The 18,147-nt window shown below is 72.0% G+C and carries 16 protein-coding genes; 8 read left to right on the top strand and 8 right to left on the bottom strand.

What is annotated here, in order from left to right; translation table 11 throughout:
* The first annotated feature begins 49 nt into the window (after nt 1-49).
* Both ACTJKO_RS15500 and ACTJKO_RS15495 read left to right on the top strand, forming a co-directional pair.
* On the top strand, nt 50-1,846 hold the full coding sequence (locus ACTJKO_RS15500) for a phosphatase PAP2 family protein (protein WP_440690041.1): 1,797 nt from the start codon (nt 50-52) through the stop codon (nt 1,844-1,846).
* A gap of 107 nt (nt 1,847-1,953) precedes the next feature.
* The gene (locus ACTJKO_RS15495; RefSeq protein ID WP_440690040.1) at nt 1,954-2,820 is read left to right on the top strand and encodes a L,D-transpeptidase; all 867 of its coding nucleotides are present in this window, start codon (nt 1,954-1,956) and stop codon (nt 2,818-2,820) included.
* Between the two features lie 11 nt (nt 2,821-2,831).
* On the opposite strand, the gene ACTJKO_RS15490 is transcribed toward ACTJKO_RS15495, so the two are convergent.
* Together ACTJKO_RS15490 and ACTJKO_RS15485 are read right to left on the bottom strand one after the other, a co-directional pair.
* Nucleotides 2,832-3,626 (bottom strand): methyltransferase domain-containing protein, encoded by a 795-nt coding sequence (locus tag ACTJKO_RS15490; RefSeq protein WP_440690039.1) that lies wholly within the window; start codon nt 3,624-3,626, stop codon nt 2,832-2,834.
* Nucleotides 3,627-3,628: 2 nt separating this feature from the next.
* Nucleotides 3,629-4,426, bottom strand: coding sequence for an HAD-IIA family hydrolase (locus ACTJKO_RS15485; RefSeq protein WP_440690038.1), 798 nt, complete (start codon nt 4,424-4,426; stop codon nt 3,629-3,631).
* Nucleotides 4,427-4,604: 178 nt separating this feature from the next.
* On the opposite strand from ACTJKO_RS15485, the gene ACTJKO_RS15480 reads away from it, so the two are divergent.
* From ACTJKO_RS15480 to ACTJKO_RS15470, 3 genes are read left to right on the top strand one after another with little or no spacing between them, the layout of a single operon-like run.
* Nucleotides 4,605-5,285, top strand: a complete 681-nt coding sequence (locus ACTJKO_RS15480; protein WP_440690037.1) for a TetR/AcrR family transcriptional regulator — start codon at nt 4,605-4,607, stop codon at nt 5,283-5,285.
* Between the two features lie 12 nt (nt 5,286-5,297).
* Complete coding sequence (locus ACTJKO_RS15475; protein WP_440690036.1) at nt 5,298-5,957, top strand: hypothetical protein; 660 nt, start codon at nt 5,298-5,300, stop codon at nt 5,955-5,957.
* Between the two features lie 38 nt (nt 5,958-5,995).
* Nucleotides 5,996-6,661 carry a TrmH family RNA methyltransferase gene (locus ACTJKO_RS15470; RefSeq protein WP_440690035.1) on the top strand — a complete coding sequence of 222 codons (666 nt, stop codon included), beginning with the start codon at nt 5,996-5,998 and terminating at the stop codon, nt 6,659-6,661.
* Nucleotides 6,662-6,715: 54 nt separating this feature from the next.
* Here the strand turns inward: ACTJKO_RS15470 and ACTJKO_RS15465 are convergent, their stop codons facing one another.
* The 5 genes from ACTJKO_RS15465 to ACTJKO_RS15445 all read right to left on the bottom strand — a co-directional run bounded on the left by ACTJKO_RS15465 (nt 6,716) and on the right by ACTJKO_RS15445 (nt 12,286).
* The gene (locus ACTJKO_RS15465) at nt 6,716-7,714 is read right to left on the bottom strand and encodes a LacI family DNA-binding transcriptional regulator (protein WP_440690034.1); all 999 of its coding nucleotides are present in this window, start codon (nt 7,712-7,714) and stop codon (nt 6,716-6,718) included.
* Between the two features lie 39 nt (nt 7,715-7,753).
* Nucleotides 7,754-8,557 (bottom strand): NAD-dependent epimerase/dehydratase family protein, encoded by an 804-nt coding sequence (locus ACTJKO_RS15460; RefSeq protein ID WP_440690033.1) that lies wholly within the window; start codon nt 8,555-8,557, stop codon nt 7,754-7,756.
* 149 nt (nt 8,558-8,706) lie between these two features.
* Nucleotides 8,707-10,938, bottom strand: coding sequence for a YhgE/Pip family protein (locus ACTJKO_RS15455; protein ID WP_440690032.1), 2,232 nt, complete (start codon nt 10,936-10,938; stop codon nt 8,707-8,709).
* On the bottom strand, nt 10,935-11,639 hold the full coding sequence (locus ACTJKO_RS15450) for a hypothetical protein (RefSeq protein ID WP_440690031.1): 705 nt from the start codon (nt 11,637-11,639) through the stop codon (nt 10,935-10,937). Before ACTJKO_RS15450 ends, ACTJKO_RS15455 begins: the two co-directional genes overlap by 4 nt.
* Nucleotides 11,636-12,286, bottom strand: coding sequence for a TetR/AcrR family transcriptional regulator (locus tag ACTJKO_RS15445; protein WP_440690030.1), 651 nt, complete (start codon nt 12,284-12,286; stop codon nt 11,636-11,638). The genes ACTJKO_RS15450 and ACTJKO_RS15445 overlap by 4 nt, the downstream gene beginning before the upstream one ends.
* Nucleotides 12,287-12,445: 159 nt before the next feature.
* Here ACTJKO_RS15445 and ACTJKO_RS15440 point away from each other — a divergent pair, with 159 nt between their 5' ends.
* Together ACTJKO_RS15440 and ACTJKO_RS15435 are read left to right on the top strand one after the other, a co-directional pair.
* On the top strand, nt 12,446-16,111 hold the full coding sequence (locus ACTJKO_RS15440; protein ID WP_440690029.1) for a S8 family serine peptidase: 3,666 nt from the start codon (nt 12,446-12,448) through the stop codon (nt 16,109-16,111).
* A 112-nt stretch (nt 16,112-16,223) separates the two neighbouring features.
* A complete protein-coding gene (locus tag ACTJKO_RS15435) occupies nt 16,224-16,394 on the top strand; it encodes a hypothetical protein (RefSeq protein ID WP_440690028.1) in 171 nt (56 codons plus the stop codon).
* 89 nt (nt 16,395-16,483) lie between these two features.
* Here the strand turns inward: ACTJKO_RS15435 and ACTJKO_RS15430 are convergent, their stop codons facing one another.
* A complete protein-coding gene (locus tag ACTJKO_RS15430; protein ID WP_440690027.1) occupies nt 16,484-16,657 on the bottom strand; it encodes an Rv0909 family putative TA system antitoxin in 174 nt (57 codons plus the stop codon).
* A gap of 197 nt (nt 16,658-16,854) precedes the next feature.
* On the opposite strand from ACTJKO_RS15430, the gene ACTJKO_RS15425 reads away from it, so the two are divergent.
* Entirely contained in the window at nt 16,855-18,147 is a 1,293-nt protein-coding gene (locus ACTJKO_RS15425) for an adenylosuccinate synthase (RefSeq protein WP_440690026.1), read from the top strand.

The following is an 18,147-nucleotide window of genomic DNA, read 5'->3' as shown; positions in this document are numbered from 1 at the left end:
GCCGGTACCGAGAGAGGAGCGTCGCTCGCACGCCGAGCGACCACACCACATGCGCAGAACCGCACTCCGAGGGGTGACCGTCGCCGCAGCCGCGACCGCACTCGTGTTCGGATCACCCCTCGTCGCGAACGCGGCGAGCTACCCGAGCGACGCCACCAAGCCCGACCTCGTGTCGCTGCTGAACGGCTACGACCGGTACTGGACCTCCACCGGGACGAACGACCTGCACGGCACGGTGCTGGACCCCGGGACGCTCGCGAAGAACGACGAGCTGACGTCGTGGATCAACCAGCACGCGACGAAGGCCCAGCAGCTCAAGGCGCTGCAGGACTCCGAGTACCAGAACGCGACGAACACCGCGTACGACCAGTCGTCCACCGTCTCGCAGGGCCTCGGCGACACGCTCGAGAAGATCTACCTCGAGGGCCGCGAAACCGGGGCCCTGCCGTTGACGAGCGCGCTGATCAACAGCTCGAACGGGACCAGCGGCGCGTACGTCAGCACCGGCGACGCGAAGGCCCACTACAGCTACCCGCGGCCGTACCTGCCGGCGACGACCACGGCGACACTGCCGGCCGGCGACGACCAGACCGGGTGCGCTCCGGCGACGGTGAACGCGTCGTCGCTCGCCGCGAACCGCGCGGGCAAGGCCTGGGCCTCGGCCGACGGGACGCTCGACATCACCCGTGTCCCGGCGACCACGGACACCACGCACGAGTTCTCGCCGAACGACGTCGTGCTCGACGCCGGGTACGGCACGAAGGGCATCTGCACGGGCGGTTCGTTCCCGAGCGGCCACACGACGACCGCGTACCAGGCGGGCATCACGCTCGCGACGCTCGTGCCCGAGCTCGCTCCCGAGATCCTCGCGCGCGCCTCCGAAGCCGGCAACGACCGCATCGTGCTCGGTGTCCACTACCCGCTCGACATCGTGGGCGGCCGCATCGACGGTGAGGCGGCGCTCGCAGCCCGCTGGTCGGACGCGCAGTACCGCACCGAGGTCCTCGAGCCGGCCCGCGCCGAGCTGACGAAGTACCTCGAGGAGCAGTGCGGCGACACGCTCGCGAACTGCATCGCATCCGAGCACGCCTACACCGACGACCCCTACGGCGGAGCAGCGATGCCCGGCGGGACCGCACAGGTCGTCACCGACCGCGCCTCGGCCGTGAAGGTGTACCAGGAGCGGATGACCTACGGCTTCGCCCAGACGGGCGCGACGGGCCTGGCCGCGTCGGTGCCTGCCGGTGCGTCCAACCTGCTGCTCACGACCTTCCCGACCCTGACCGACGCGCAGCGCACCGCCGTCCTCGCGCAGACCGAGATCGCATCGGGCTACCCGCTCGACCAGAGCGGCACGGCAGCGGGCTCGTGGGAGCGCCTCGACCTGGCAGCCGCCACGAGCGCGACGGTCGCCATCACGGCCGACGGCACCGCGAAGGTCCTGTCCACCGGCGGCACCGCTCACGTCGTGACCGGCGTGCTCACCGCGCCGCACGGGACCTCGGTCGCGGCCGGCGGATCGCTCGCGCTCGCCGGCACCGGTCTCACGCCGGGGGCGTCGCTGCACGTCGTCCTGCACTCCGACCCCGTGACCGTCGGCACCGTCACGGTCGCCGCGGACGGCACGGTCTCCGGCAGCGTGACGATCCCCGCCACGACCGCGACGGGGTCGCACACGATCGACCTCGTCGACGCGTCGGGCGCCTCGGCACTCGTGGCGCCGCTCGCGATCACGGTCACGCCGGCCGCCGCCACCGTCGGGACCGGCACGGGGACCGACGGCGGTACCGGCACGGCAGTCGTCGACCCGACCACCGGCGTCCACCTGCCCGTCGTCAGCGGCTGACACCGACTCCGTCACGGCCGGCCGACGCGTCCCTGTGCGTCGGCCGGCCGTGCGGTCGGTCCTCCTCCGTTCGCCCCGGGTGCTCCACCCGGAGGAAGGTTGCCCTGATGCGCAGACGCACCATCTGGATCACGGCCGGTGCCGCGGCGGCGCTCGTCCTCGCCGCCGCCACCGTCCCGCTGCTCGGCGGTGCGGGCCCGACTCGGGCCGACGCGGCCGCGACCCCCTCGCCGACGGTCGCCTCGGCGCCGGCGGTCCCCGCCGTGGACCCGGCGACCCTCGCAGCGCTGCCCGAAGCCCGGTACTCGGCCGTCATCGGCGGCCTCATGCCCTTCGACCGGACGGTCACCTCGGACACCGTGTTCCAGCTCCGCGCGGACGCGCCACTGTTCGGCGCGGCACGGACGGAGCCAGTCGCCCGGTTCGCTGCCTCCGACTTCCTCCGTCAGCCCACCACGGTGGTCGGACTCCGGCGGGACGGGGACTGGGAACTCGTGCTCACCCCGGCACGACAGCAGCTCCCCTCGGCTGCGGGCGGAGCCGGAGCGCCCGCACAGACCGCTGCGTGGGTGCCTGCGGCGTCGTTGCGCGAGGTCTCGACCCCGCGTGCCCGCGTCGTGATCTCGACGAAGGACCAGTCGGTGTCGATCGTCGGACCGACCGGCGCCGTGACGAAACGGTTCGGCGCCGGCGTCGGCACGGCGGACACCCCCACGCCGACCGGGGTCACCGGCTACCTCGAGCAGCGGTACGTCGACCCCACCCAGGGCACCGGCGACCACCCCATCCAACTGACCTCCCTGCACTCGAGCGCGGCCGACGAACCGTACGGCGGTCACGACGGCGGCCTGATCGGCATCCACTGGAACGCGACGGACTCGGGTGCGGTGTCGCACGGGTGCGTCCGCCTCGACGCGGAGGCGGTGGCGGCCGTCAACGCGCTGCCGCTCGGCACGCTGGTGACGGTGGAGTAGTCGCCCGGCGGTCAGGGCTTCCGGCCGACGGCGAACACCCGGCGGAACGGGTACACGGTCCCGTGCGTGCCCGCGGGGTACGCCGCACGCAGCGCCGCCGCGTACCGCTCGGTGTACGCGGCCGTCAGGTCCCCCGACGGGTCGGCCGTGTCGAGCGCCGCGAGCACCGGCCGGAGCCCCGTGCCCCGCACCCACTCGAGCACCGGATCGGACCCCGGCAGGAGCTGCGCGTACGTGGTCTCCCACGCGCGGGCCTCGAGCCCCGCGTCGAGCATGATCCCGAGGTACCCCGCCGGGTCGAGCACGGGGTCGGTGCGGAGGACGCCGTCGAGCACGTCCGCCCACGGGCCGTCCGCCGCGATCGACCGCATGAGCGCGTGCGACGGGGACCCGAAGTTGCCCGGGACCTGCATCGCGAACCACGCACCGGACGGCAGCGCGTCGAGCCACCCCGGCAGCAGGGACACGTGCGACGGCACCCACTGCAGTGCCGCGTTCGTCACGACGACGTCGTCGGTGGGCCCGGGCGTCCAGTGCTCGATCGTGCCGAGTTCGAAGGCGAGTCCGTCCTGTGCGGGCGCGGACGCGAGCATCTCGGCCGAGCTGTCGATGCCGACCACAGAGGCGGACGGCCAGCGCGCCGCGAGCGTGGCGGTGAGGGTCCCGGGGCCGCAGCCGAGGTCGACGACGCGCCGTGGCGCCTCCGGTCCGGCACCGGCGGGCACGGCGATCTGTGCGACGAGGTCGTGGAACGGCCGGGCGCGGTCGTCCGCGAACGCGGCGTACCGTGACGGGTCCCAGCGCATCGCTACAGCTCGACCTCGATCGGCTCGGTGCGGACGAGCTCGTGGACGCCGGAGATGATCTCGCTCGGCCGGAACGGGTACCGCTCGATCTCGGCCTGGTCGCTGATGCCGGTCATCACGAGCACCGTGTGCAACCCGGCCTCGATGCCGGCCTGGACGTCCGTGTCCATCCGGTCGCCGATCATCCCGGTGTTCTCGGAGTGCGCCCCGATCCGGTTCATCGCGGAGCGGAACATCATCGGGTTCGGCTTGCCGACGACGTACGGCTGCTTGCCGGTCGCCTTCTCGATCATGGCCGCGATCGCGCCCGTGGCGGGCAGCACGCCCTCGGCGCTCGGGCCGGTCGCGTCGGGGTTCGTGACGATGAAGCGTGCGCCGTCGCGGATGAGGCGGACGGCCTTGGTGATCGCCTCGAACGAGTAGTTGCGGGTCTCGCCCACGACGACGTAGTCGGGCGCGGTCTCCGTCATGATGAAGCCGGCCTCGTGCAGGGCGGTCGTCATGCCGGCTTCGCCGATGACGAAGGCGGAACCGCCGGGCATCTGGGACCGGCAGAAGTCCGCCGTGGCGAGCGCGGAGGTCCAGATGCGCTCCTCCGGGACCTCGAGCCCGGACCACCGCAGCCGCGCGCTCAGGTCGCGCGGCGTGAAGATCGAGTTGTTGGTCAGGACGAGGAACTCGGTGCCCTCGTCGAGCCACTGCTGGATGAGTTCAGGAGCGCCGGGGAGCGCCTGGTTCTCGTGCACGAGCACGCCGTCCATGTCGGTCAGCCAGCACTCGACCTCGTCACGGGTTGCCATGGCCCTCACCCTACTGGGCGTCCGCGGAGGCCCGGCTCGACGTCCGCTCGGAAAGGGCCGGGAGGAACGGATCGGCTCTTGCGTCCGGCCGTCGGTCTTCGAGATGGTCGATCCACCGACCGCCGTTCGGGATTGCCGTAGGGTTTTCGGTACACGTACCAGAAAAAGGAGGCGCACCGTGCTCGTCGACCCCGTCACCCCTCCCACGACGCCCCGTCCGGCGCTCGCAGCGGAAGGTGGTGCACCCCGTCGGCGACGCGGCCGCCCGAACGTGTTGACCCGCGAGCAGGTGATCGACGCCGCGACGTGCATCGCGAACGAGGACGGTCTCGACCGCCTCTCGTTCCGGGCGCTCGGCGTCCGGCTCGGAGTGGCGCCGATGACGGTGCACCGGACCATCGGCGGACTCGACGACCTGCACGCCGAGCTCGTGCGGCGCACCGTCGACGAGTTCACCGCCACGTTCGTCTGGCCGGAGGACTGGCGCTCGATCGTCCGGATCTTCGCGACGACCTTCCGCGACCTGCTCGTCACCCACCCCCTCGTGCTCGAGTCGCACAGCCGACGCGCGCCGCTCGTCTCCTCGGAGTCCGACGCCGTCGTGGCGAAGGTGGTCGGGGCGCTCCGCACCGCAGGGCTCGCCGACAGTGAGGCGATGTACACGTTCTTCGTCGTCTACGACTTCGTGGTGGGGCACGCCGGCGTCCTCGTCGGCCGTGGCGACACCGAGGCCGGGCGCCCCGAGCGGCACGCGCTCGTCGGCGAGATCCTCGGGGCGCACTCCTACGAGGACCGGTTCGCGCTCGGGGTCGACATCCTCGTCGCCGGGATCGAAGCGCGGGTGGCGTCACGCGCCTGAGATGATCGTGCAGTGCCCCCGCGGAACCCGGAACAGGTCGTCGCCGACGCGCTCGCGGCGTTCGAACGCGGAGACCGTCGCGCAGCCTGGGACTCCCTGAGGACGCACGCTCGGCGGGAGCCCGGTCGGACGGAGTACCGCCTCGCGCTCGTCGAGACCTACCGGGCCGCCGGACACCCCGACCAGGCGGCGAGGTGGGGTGCGTCCGTCCCCGGTGTCGCGACCGACCACGAACGCGTGCTCCTCGCCCGGATCGTACGCCGCGCGTCGGACGAACGAGCGCTCCGGACCTACCTCGCGCTGCCGTCCGTGCCGCCGGAACTGATCGCTCTGCTGCCCACGGCACGGGACCGGCGCCGTCGTGCGACGGAACGGTGGGCCGGTGAGCTCGTGCCGGGGATCGGCGTGCTCGGGCTGATGAGCGGTGTCGGACTCGCCGTGGGGATCGTCGTCACCCTCGTCCAGGCGTTCATCGGGGGACGGGCGCAACAGTTCGCGCAGTTCACGGCGTGGTTCGGACTCGGGGCCGTGGCGGGTGTCGGCACGCTGGTGCTCGCCGCGTGTGCGCTCCGGCGGCGGTGGGTCGCGACGGCCCTCCTCGCGGTCGTGGTCGCTGCGGCGGTCCTCACCCTCGCCCAGTCGGACCCGACGTCCATGACGCCCTTCGGGTGACAGGCGCCCTGACGTCGATCGCACCGTACGCTGGGGAGGTGACCGAGCGCCTCCCGTCCGTCCCCGGTGACGCGCCGGAGCCGCAGCCGACGCACGAGGCGACGACGAACGGCGTGGGGCCGCACCCCGCGCCGTGGCCGGACGACCCGCGGCTCGACCCGGAGCTCCTCGCCACCGGCGACACCCGCAACGTCGTCGACCGCTACCGGTACTGGTCGATGGAGGCCATCGTCGCGGACCTCGACACCCGCCGGCACGCGTTCGACGTCGCGATCGAGAACTGGCAGCACGACCTCAACATCGGCTCCATCGTGCGGAGCGCGAACGCCTTCCTCGCCGGCACCGTGCACATCATCGGGCGTCGACGCTGGAACAAGCGCGGCGCGATGGTGACCGACCGGTACCAGCACGTCCGCTACCACCCGGACGTGGCGACGTTCCTCACCGCGATGCAGGACGAGGGGCGCCCGGTGATCGCGATCGACAACACCCCCGGTGCCGAGCGCATCGAGTCCGCGGCGATCCCGGAGCGGTGCGTGTTCCTGTTCGGACAGGAGGGACCGGGACTCACCGACGAGGCGGTCGCCGGAGCGGACGCGCACCTCGAGATCACCCAGTTCGGGTCCACCCGGAGCATCAACGCGTCGGCCGCAGCGGCGATCGTGATGCACAGCTGGGTCGTCCAGCACGCCGCCCTCGACTGACGCGGCGTCCCGCGGCCGCCGGATGAGCGACCGGGACGAGCCGCGCCTCCCGGCTCAGCGAGCCGCGGTCGTCCGCCGCGCGACCAGCCGTGGCTCCACGAGCACCTCGGAGGCGGGCAGCTGCGGATCCGCGATCCGGGCGAGCAGCCGCTCTCCGGCGCCGCGACCGATGTCCACGCTCCGGTCGTCGACGCTCGTGAGCCCGACGTAGCGCGTCGCCGCGAGCGGGGTGTCGTCGTACCCGATGACCGACACGTCCTCGGGCACCCGCCGGCCACGGGCGGCGAGTTCGGACAGTGCACCGAGCGCCATCACGTCGTTGGCGGCGAAGACCGCCGTGACGTCGGGGTGCTCGTCGAGCAGCGCGGCGAGGGCGCGGGAACCCGCATCCTCCGTCGGCTCGTCCGGCAGCACCGTCACGGCCAGCGCGGCGTCGGCACCGACGGCCTCCTCGAAGCCGGCGCGACGTTCCGCGGACGCGGCCGACCGTGCCCCGATGAAGCCGAGACGCGTGTGACCGAGTCCGAGCAGGTGCTGCGCCGCCATCCGGCCACCGGCGCGGTCGTCGTTCGCCACGGTGTCGGCGCGGGGGATCGACACGCGGCCACCGGCGATCACGAGCGGGGTGGACGCGGGGATCGCCAGGTCGGTGTCCGGTTCGCCGGCGATGACGAGGCCCTCGACCCGCATCGACAGGAACCCCTCGACGGGGGAGGCGTCCAGGCCGGTGTTGAGGAACCGGTCGGCGACGACGAGTCGGTGGCCCTGGTCCTGCAGCGCCTCGCGCAGTCCCGTGAGCAGGTCCACGAACCACTGGTTCCGGAAGTCGTCGAGCACGACGCCGATCGTCCGGCTCCGGGTGCCTGCGAGCGAGACCGCCGCGGTGGACGGGCGGTAGTCGAGTTCCTGGATCGCCTTGAGGACGGCGGCGCGGCGCTGCTCGCTCACCCGCGGGGAGCGCTGCAGGACCAGCGAGACGAGGGACTTCGAGACCCCGGCGCGCGCGGCGACGTCGTAGATGGTCGCGGGTTTGCCGGCTCCCATGATCTGCATCGACCTCCGTGGCTCTCCCGTCGATCGTAGCGGCCCGGGTCAGCTGGGGCGGCGACCCAGCGGCAGCCGTGCCATGCCGCCGCCGAGGAACGCCATGTCCTCGGGTGGCAGGGCGTCGCGCTCGTCCGCGTCGAGCACGGCCGAGGCGTCGTCCACCGGGTGGAACCCGATCCGCTCACCGGCCGCGAAGTCCGCCGGCGCCCCGGTGTTCCGCGAGACCGCCCACACCACGTGGTGCCCCGGGGTCGTGAGGTCCACCGTCGCCTGCACCAGGCGGGTCAGGTCGTCCGGCGACGACCACATGAGCAGGGCCCGCGCCGAGTTCGGCCGTTCGCCGAAGGCGCCGATGCGTGCGGACACGATGGACATGTCGAACCGGTCGGCGAACAGGCTGCCGAGGAGCTCCATCGCGGCCTTCGTCACGCCGTAGTACGTGTCCGGGCGGGGCAGCCGGTCGCCGGGGACGCTGCCGGGGGCGTCGGGGTCCTCGGGGACCCGGCCGACGGCGTGGATCGAGCTCGCCTGCACGACGCGCAGCACACCGTTCGCCGCGGCGGCCTCGAGCACGTTCTTCGTCCCGGTGACGTTGGCGTCGAGGAGCGCGTCCCACGCGTCCTCGCCGGGGATGCCGGCCAGGTGGACGATCGTGTCGACCCCGGGCAGCGCGGTCTCGAGGGCGGCGCGGTCGTTCACGGACCCGGGGACGAAGCGTTCCCGCTCCCCGATCGCCGGGTCCGGCCGACGTTCGTCGAGCAGGACGAGGTCGTGACCGGCGGCCAGGAGCCTCGGTCGCAGTGCGGTCCCGATCCGTCCGGTCGCCCCGGTGATGAGCAGCGTCGCCATGGCGCGGACGCTACCCGCGGCGCGGCGGTGTCGAACCAGGAACCCGACATCGAACCGGGCGAGGTGGCTGGTTCGATGTCGGTTCCGTGGTTCCTAGCCGCGCGGCCGCGCGGCGCGCGGCCGCGGCGCCGCGCGCCGCGCGCCGGCGGCTACCCGATCAGGCTCGGCCGCAGGTCGCGCAGCGTCCGCAAGCGCGTCTGCCGGGCGGTGACGACGAACGCCACGAGCAGCGAACCGAGCAGCCAGCACGCCAGCACGCCCGCGTCCGACCACGCCGTGCCGAGGCTCCCGCCGTACATCGTCTGCCGGATCGCGTCCACCGAGTACGTCATCGGCAGGGCGAAGTGCAGCGCCGCCAACGGCCCCGGGAGCGTCTGCCACGGGAACGTCCCGCCGGCGGTGACGAGCTGCACGAGCATGAGCACCAGGCCGAGGAACTGCCCCACCGAACCGAGCAGGACGTTGAGCGCCATGATGATCGCCGCGAAGGTCGCCGACGCCAGCACCATGATGCCGATCGTCGCTCCGGCGTGCACGACGTTGAGGTCGAGTGCGAACCGCACGATGAAGAACAGCGCCACCATCTGCACCACGCCGAGCACCACGGGCGTCAGCCACCCGCCGAGCACCACCGACAGCGGCTTCCGCACCGCGGTGATCGCCCGCTTCGAGATCGGCTTGAGGATGAGGAACAGCGCGTACATGCCGATCCACGCGGCGAGGGAGATGAAGAACGGCGCGAGGCCGGCGCCGTAGTTCGTCGCCGCCGCGACGTTGTCGTCGCCGACCTTGACCGGGTCGGAGATCACCGACGCCTGGTCGTTCCGCTGCGAGGCGGTCGAGGCGGGGATCTTCGTGCGCCCCTCGTCGAGCTTCGACGCGAGCTCGGACGATCCGCTCCGGAGCTTCGTCAGCCCGGCCGCGAGCGACTTCGCGCCGTCGTCGGCCGCGGACGCACCCGTGGCGAGCTGCGACGCCCCGGAGGACAGCGTCGGGGCCGATGCGGCGAGCTTCGACGTGCCCGCCGCCACCTGCGACGACCCGGACGCGAGCTTCGACGCGCCGTCCGCCGCGGACGCGATGCCCGATGCCAGTTCGGGTGCCTTCGCCGCGAGCTGCCCGGTGCCCGTCGCGAGCCGGTCCGACCCGGCAGAGAGCTTCTGGATGCCCGCGGCGAGCTCCGGTGCCTTGGCGGCCAGGTCGGATGCGCCGGCGGACACCTGGGCGCTGCCGGACTGGAGCTTGCCGAGCGATGTCGACAGGTCGGTGGCGCCCGATCCCAGCTGGGTGCTCGATGCCTCGAACGCTTGGAGGGACTGCAGGAGCGCGGCTTTCTGGGCCTCGTCGAGGGTCGACTGCTGCACCAGCGGTTCGAGCTCCGCCACGAGCGTGGGTGAACCCTTCGCCAGTTCTTGCACACCAGCGATGAACGGTGCGGCGTTCTCGGCGAGCTGCTGGTTGCCGGCGGCGACGGCGGACGCGCCGGTCGCGAGCTGTTGCGACTTCGCCGGGAGGTCCGCGGTCTGGTCGCGGGCGGCGTGGAGTCCGCTCTGGAGCTGCTGCGCGCCGTCGTTCAGCTGGGCGGTCTGGGACGGCAGCGCCGCGGTCTGCTGCTTCGCGGACTGTAGTCCGGACGCGAGCGTGGCGGCACCGGAAGCGACCTGCTGCGCCCCGTCGTTCAGCTGCGCGGTCTGCGACGGCAAGTCGGCCGTGCCGGCTGCGAGCTGCGACGCACCGGACGACAGCTTGCCCGTGCCGTCGGCCAGCGTCGCCGCGCCGTCAGCGGCGTCGGCAGCGCCGGACGCGAGCTGCCCGGCACCGTCGACGGCGTCACCGAGGCTGTCCCGCACGTCGGCGAGCCCGACGAGCAGGGTCTTCGCCGCCTGCTTCCCGACGCGCTCGGCCACCGCGGTGCGCATGGTCTTGCCGGCCTGCTCCGCGATGGTCGACGCCAGGTAGGAGTTCGTGTCCGCCGTCGTCATGACGAGCTTCGCCCGTCGGGGGTCGTCCGTCTGGGCGGACACCAGGGACTCGGAGAAGTCGTGCGGGATGGTGACGACGAAGTCGTACGTGCCGTTGCGGACACCGGACCGGGCGTCCGCCGCGGAGGTCTTCGTCCACTTGAAGTCGGCGCCGTCGATGGCTTCCTTCGTGACGTCCTTGCCGTAGTCCACGTGTTCGCCGTCGAGCGTGGCTCCGGCGTCCTGGTTCACGATCGCGGCGGGGACCTGGTCGAGCTTGGCGTACGGGTCGCGGTTGGCCCAGAGGTAGGCGCCGCCGTAGAGCAGCGGCACGACCATGAGCGCGATGAACGCCAGTCGTGCGAGCGGGGTCGCGGTGAGTCGCGCCAGTTCGGCGCGGACGAGCGAGGTGGTGGTCACGCGGTCGCCTCCGTGGGCAGGGTGTCGGTTGCGGTGTCGGACGGGAGGCGCGGGTCGTCTCCGTCGTCCACGGTCACGTCGTCGGGACCTGCGGTCTGGATGGTGTCGAGCAGTGCCTCGACGGTCGCGGCGGCGGCCTTCGAGGTCACCAGCACGACGGTCACGCCGCGGCGGGCGACGTCGCGGATGACCGCGAACCAGCCCTCCACAGCCCCGCCGTGGCGTTCGGGCGAGGTGATCACGAGTCCGGTGACGCCGTCCCGCAGCAGGGCGAGTTCGACGAGGAGCCGGACCCGGATGTGGGTCGGTACCCGCTGCACGTGCGTGTCGGCGTACTCGCGGAGTCCGAGCTCGTCGATCACCGTGTCGACGTGCTCCCGCGACGGTCGCCGTCCGGCGAACGCGAGTTCCTCCCGCACGATGCGCTTGACGCTCATCACGGGGAAGGGTTCGGCGACGCCCGGAGTGTCCACGAGTGCGAACGCCCGCCGTACGGCCGCGGGGTCGTCGTGGCCGTCGAGCAGGACCCGTCCGGTGTCGGGTCGCATGCGCCCGCCGGCGACGAGGGAGGCGAGGACGGGGGCCTGCTCCGTCTCGACGGCGACGACGCCCGGGCGGCCCGGGGCGGCGACGGCGGAGACGACGGGCAGCGCGGCGCCGGGTTCGTCGCCGATGCCGACGTGGTCGAGTTCGAGGGTCATGCGGGTTCCTTCACGGTGGTCGTGGGGGCGATCGGCTCGGAGAGCATCGCAGTGCGCCAGTCGATGCCGGCCATGCCCAGGGCGGAGAGCACGACCATGCGGCGGCCGGACTCGTCGGGGGTGCCCGAGCGGGTCGCCTCGTCGAGGACGGCGATGCACGCTCCCTCGACGAGGCGACCGAGTGTCGCGGGGTCGACGTCGTCGCGCATGGTGCCCTCGGCGATCCCGAGGGCGCAGGCTTCCCGCACCTGGGCGCGGAGGGGAGCGAAGACCTCGGCGACGGACTCGATGAACGGGCTGCGGATCGCGACCCGCGCCATCGAACGGACGTGGGAGACCTCGGCCCAGAGCGTCACCGCGATGGCGGCGAGCCGAGCGGCCGGGGGCAGTGCGCCGAGGTCCGCGCTCGTGGGCATGGCGGCAGCGATGCGGGCGGCGCCGGCGGTCACGACCTCTCGCACGAGGTCGTCCCGCGAGGGGAAGTGTCCGTAGACCGCACGCCGGGAGAGTCCGGCCGCGGTGGCGATCGTCTCGAGGGATGCATCAGGGTCCTGCTGCAGGACGGTCTTCGCGGCCTCGACGAGCGCTGCCCGGTTCTCCGTCGCGTCGCGTCGGGGCGCGCGTCCGGGCTGGTCAGGAGTGGTCACGCCGCCATCGTAATAACCTGCACAGCGGTGTGCAAGTTATCCGGATGCGATGCGTTACGACCATCGGTCCTCCGAAGTGCGGACTGCGCTCCCTGAGAGAGACCGCATAACTTCACAGGAATTCCATGCAGAACACGGACGGAGCCGAGAGTGCGCCTTTTGCACCGTGCAACACCGAACAACGACCCGAACCCCTCGCCGTACCGCCTCGAGCGCGTCCTGACCGCTGGCGTCGCCGCTGCGGCACTCGCGTGCGGCGGCCTGGCCGTCGGCGGCGCTGCCTCGGCGGCGCCGGCCGGCCTGACGCCCGCTGAGCTCAAGCTCGCGCAGCCCCTGCGCGAGGCGAAGCCCCAGAAGACGGTCGCCGCGTTCGTGCGGACGACCGGTCAGGGCGCGCTCGAGGTCGACGCCGAGGCGAAGGGCGGCGACCTCGCCGGGTCGAAGGCCCCGTCCTCCGCAGCGAAGCAGCGCGTCAAGGCCATCGGTTCGACCGTCGCCGCCGTCCGCGCAGCCGTCGAGCGCACGGACTCGGACGCGACGCAGCTCTACTCGAGCGAGTACACCGTCCCGGGCATCGCGGTCGTCGCCGACGTCGAGGCGCTCCGGAAGGTCGCGACGCGCTCCGACGTCGAGAGCATCATCCCGCTCACCCCGAAGAAGGTCGTCCAGCCGACGGTCAACGCGGACGCCGGCGCTGCACCGTCGGGCGTCGACCCCAGCCTCGCGCCGGCAGGTGCGGACGGCGTCGCGCCGAAGAACGCGGCCAGTGACGTCTACACCCGCGCGCTGAACGCCTGGACGCAGACGGGACACACCGGCAAGGGCATCAACGTCGCCGTCCTGGACACCGGCCTCGACTACACCCAGGCGGACTTCGGCGGCCCCGGCACCACGGCGGCCTACGACGCCGCGCTCGCGTCCACCAGCGCGCCGGACCCGAGCTGGTACGACTCGTCGAAGTTCCTCGGCGGCTACGACTTCGCCGGCCCGACGTACAACGCCGACCCGACCAGCGAGAGCTACGACCCGACGCCCGCGCCGGACGCCAACCCGATCGACGGCAAGGGCGGTGACCACGGCACGCACGTGTCCGGCACCATCGCCGGCTACGGGCTCGACGCCGACAAGAAGACCTTCGACGGCGACTACACCAAGCTGACCACGCAGCAGGTGCAGGACATGTGGGTCGGCCCGGGCACCGCGCCCGAGGCCGGGCTGTACGCGCTCAAGGTGTTCGGTGACGGCGGCGGCTCGACCGACCTCACCGGTGCCGCGCTCGACTGGGTCGGCCAGGCGCTGACCGAGGGCAAGGACATCAACGTCCTCAACCTGTCGCTCGGCTCCGACTACGGCGCGCCGGACGACCCCGACAACGCGAAGATCGACGCGCTCACCGCGCGCGGCGTGCTCCCCGTCATCGCTTCGGGCAACGCCGACGACTTCACCGACATCGGTGGGTCGCCGGGCAACGCCGAGGGGGCCCTGACCGTCGCGGCCAGCGCCACCGGTCAGTCGCTGTACGACGGTGTCGACGTGACCGCCCCGTCGGGCGTCGCGAAGACCTACCGCTCGCAGTACTCACAGAACTTCAAGGGCGCGCTCCCGGTCGAGGGCGACGTCGTCGTCCCGACCACGGACGTCGACGGCTGCAGCGCCTTCACGGGTGCCGACGCCGCGGCCGTCGAGGGCAAGGTCGTCTGGCTGAAGTGGACCGACGCCGCGCTCGAGTGCGGCTCCGGTCAGCGCTTCAACAACGTCCAGGCCGCCGGCGGTGTCGGGGTGCTCCTCGCCGGGACCGTCAACACCTTCAGCTCCGGCATCGCGGGGAACGCGACCATCCCGGGCGCCGAGCTGACCAAGGACAGCGTGGCCGCCCTCCAGGCATCCGCGACGGCCGGGACCCTGCACGTGCGGTTCGCCGACGAGCTGAAGGGCTTCGAGATCGCGACCGATCCGGAGGCGGTGAACACCCTCGCCTCGTTCACGAGCCGGGGCGTGCACGGGTCGTTCGGTGACATCGTCAAGCCCGACATCGCCGGCCCGGGCGTCAACGTGATCTCCGCGGCGAACGGCACCGGTGACGGGCGACTGTCGATGAGCGGCACCTCGATGGCGACGCCGGACGTGGCGGGGATCGCCGCCCTGACCTTCGAGTCCCACCCGACCTGGTCGGCGCCGGACGTGAAGGCCGCGCTCATGAACACCGCCACGCACGACGTCAAGGACGGCACCGGGACGGCCACCCTGCTCCGCCAGGGCACCGGCCGCGTCGACGCCCTGCAGGCGGTCAACGCCGACACCACGGTCCGCAGCGTGGAGAACGGCGAGCTCGTCACCGCCTCCTACGGCGTGGTCGAGGTGGCCGCGAAGACCAGCGGGACCCGCTCCCTGCTCATCGAGAACACCGACTCCCGGGCGCACACCTACGACGTGGCGTACGAACCGCGCGTCTCTCAGCCCGGTGTCACGTTCTCGCTCAGCTCGAAGCGCGTCACGGTGGGGGCACACCGCGGAGCCGTCGTCGACCTGACGTACACGATCGCCGACCCGCGGCAGCTCCGCCGCGTCATCGACCCCACGCAGGACGCGGTGCAGAAGGGCTACCAGCGCGAGTTCGTGGCCGCCGCGACCGGACTGGTGACCTTCACCCCGACCGACAAGACCCTCGAACCGCTGCGCCTCGGCACCTACGTCGCGCCGAAGCCGGTCAGCGCCGTGAGCGGCTCGGGCGTCACGTTCACCGGTCGGCAGACCACTGCCGACCTCGCCCTGCGCGGTCGGACGGTCGACCAGGGCACGCTCACCTCGGGCTACCACGCGGCGGTCGCACCGTTCGTGCTCGCCGGCACGGACCCGCAGGAGTCGTTCCCCGAGGGTTCGGCCTCCCAGTCCCTCGCCGCAGCGGACGTCCGGGCGTACGGCGTCAGCTACGACAAGGGGTCCGACACGCTCGCCTTCGGTGTGCAGACCGCCGGTCCGGACGCCAACCCGGGCGCGGTGACCAACGTCGAGGTGTTCATCGACACGAACGGTGACGGCAAGGACGACTACCTCGTGTACGACGCGAAGTCGTCTGCGGTGGACGCCACGTTCGTCACGACGATCGACCTCGCGAAGGCCGCCGCCGCTGCCGACGACCCGGACATCGACCCCGTCGTGGATGCCTACCCGCTCAACGGCGGGGCGCCCGGTCAGGACGTGAACACGTTCGACAGCGCCGTGAAGGTGCTGCCGGTGACCGCGTCGGCGATCGGTGCCGCGGGCAAGACCATCTCGTACCGGGTGGAGACGGAGTCGGCGTACGCGCCGGGTGCCGCGACCAGCGGGTCCTCGGTGGTGGACGTGACCTCGACGGCGCAGTTCGACCTCGCCAAGCCGGCGCTCACGTTCTCCCAGGCTCGCCGGGGCGGGACGCTCTTCGCCGACAGTGGTTCGCTCCAGGTCACCCGCGCCCCGGGCGTCACGAGCGCGCAGGTCCTGCTGCTGCACCTCGACAACGCGGTCGGCCGCCAGGCCCAGGTCACCCCGGCGACCTGGGTGGCCCCGACGCTCGCGCTGACCAAGGGCAGCAAGGTCGCGGTGAAGGGCAAGACGAAGGTCGGGTCCAAGCTCACCGCCGACCACGGCACGTGGGACGCCACGGGTGTCACCTACGCGTACCAGTGGCTCCGTGACGGCAAGCCGGTGAAGAACGCGACCGGTTCGTCGTACAAGCTCGGCTCGTCCGACCGCGGTCACACCTTCGCGGTGCAGGTCGTCGCCAAGGCGAAGGGCTATCAGGACGGGACGGCGACCTCGAAGCCGACCGCGAAGATCTCCCGGTAGCGACCGAGCGCGGCACACCTCCGGGCCCCGGCACAGCTCGTGCCGGGGCCTGGAGTGCGTTCGGGGGACATGTAGTTAGACAAACTAGTTATCTGGTGGCAGGCTGTTCCACATGCAGACGCACAGCACCCTGAAGCAGCTCCGGGCCAACCCGATGGAGTGGCGTCGTCGTGGGCTGACCCCGCCGGACGTCATCCAGTCGATGGTCGAGGAGCGCCTCGCCGAGCCCGGGCACGCGCAGCCGGTCGGTGACCCGTCCTACCAGGACTTCTTCCGGAACTGATCCGGATCGAACGGTCGCGATTCGGGACGCGACCGCGAACACACTGGAGGCGCGGTGNCGCCTCCAGTCCGTCAGGAGTGGGCCCTGACCTACTTGCCGATCTTGTCGTCGGCGGCCTGCTCCGCCTTGTCGATCTGATCCCCGTGGCTGCCGCCGGTGGCCTTGTCGGCGGCGTCCGCCGCCTTGCCGAGGCCCGCGTCCGTGGCCTGCTCGCCCTTGTCGCTGTCCGCGAAGTCCTTCGCCTTGTCGCCGAGGTCGCTCATGTGCTGCTCCTTCTCCGCTCGTGGATCGCTCACGTCCGACGCTGCGCCGTCCCGCGTGCGCGCCCTCCCAGGTCCGCGCGGCCGGCAGGTCCCCGCCGAGCACGGCCGGGTGGCGCGCAGGTGACCAGCCGATAGACTCGGGTGGACCACCGGCCGCCTGGTCGCGTGCGGTCCTCCGCCAACGTGAGGAGAACCAGATGCCCGCAGCAGTGATCATCGGAGCCCAGTGGGGCGACGAGGGCAAGGGGAAGGCCACCGACCTCCTCGGCTCCCGCATCGACTACGTCGTGAAGTTCAACGGTGGCAACAACGCCGGGCACACGGTCGTCGTCGGCGGCGAGAAGTACGCACTGCACCTGCTGCCGTCCGGCATCCTCACGCCCGGTGTCACCCCGATCATCGGCAACGGCGTCGTCGTCGACCTCGAGGTCCTGTTCCAGGAACTCGACGCGCTGCGGGCCCGCGGCGTCGACACCTCGAAGCTGCTCGTGTCGGCGAACGCCCACGTCATCACGCACTACCACCGCACCATCGACAAGGTGACCGAACGGTTCCTCGGCAAGCGCCAGATCGGCACCACGGGTCGTGGCATCGGTCCGACCTACGCGGACAAGATCAACCGCGTCGGCATCCGCATCCAGGACATCTTCGACGAGAACATCCTGCGGCAGAAGGTCGAAGCCGCCCTCGACCAGAAGAACCACCTGCTCGTCAAGGTCTTCAACCGCCGTGCGATCGACGCGGACGAGGTCGTCGAGTCGCTCCTCTCCTTCGCGGACCGGCTGCGACCGATGGTCGCCGACACCGGGCTCGAGATCCACCGGGCCCTCGAGCGCGGTGAGACGGTCCTGTTCGAGGCCGGTCAGGCCACCATGCTCGACGTCGACCACGGCACCTACCCGTTCGTGACCTCGTCGTCCGCGACGGCAGGTGGTGCGGCGACCGGGTCCGGCATCGGCCCGGGCAGGCTCGAGCGGATCATCGGGATCGTCAAGGCCTACACGACCCGCGTCGGCGCCGGTCCGTTCCCGACCGAGCTGTTCGACGAGTCCGGCGAGTTCCTCCGCGCGAACGGCTTCGAGTTCGGCACGACGACCGGCCGGCCCCGCCGCTGCGGCTGGTACGACGCCCCGATCGCCCGGTACACCGCCCGCGTCAACGGCGTGACCGACTTCGTGCTCACGAAGCTCGACGTCCTCACCGGGCTCGAGACCATCCCGGTGTGTGTCGCCTACGAGGTCGACGGCGTCCGCGTGGACGAGGTCCCCGTGAACCAGTCCGACTTCCACCACGCGAAGCCGATCTACGAGGAGTTCCCCGGCTGGACCGAGGACATCACCGGAGCCCGCTCCTTCGAGGACCTGCCGCAGGCCGCGCAGGACTACGTGCTCGCCGTCGAGCGGATGTCCGGAGCCCGGATCTCCGCGATCGGCGTCGGACCGGGGCGTGACGCGATCGTCGTCCGGCACGACCTGCTCGGCGCTTCCTGA

Origin of the sequence: Curtobacterium sp. 22159 (genome assembly GCF_052045775.1) — a bacterium.
Lineage (GTDB): Bacteria > Actinomycetota > Actinomycetes > Actinomycetales > Microbacteriaceae > Curtobacterium.
The sequence above is the reverse complement of the archived record's forward strand: the minus strand, read 5'-3'. Positions and strand labels throughout refer to the sequence as shown.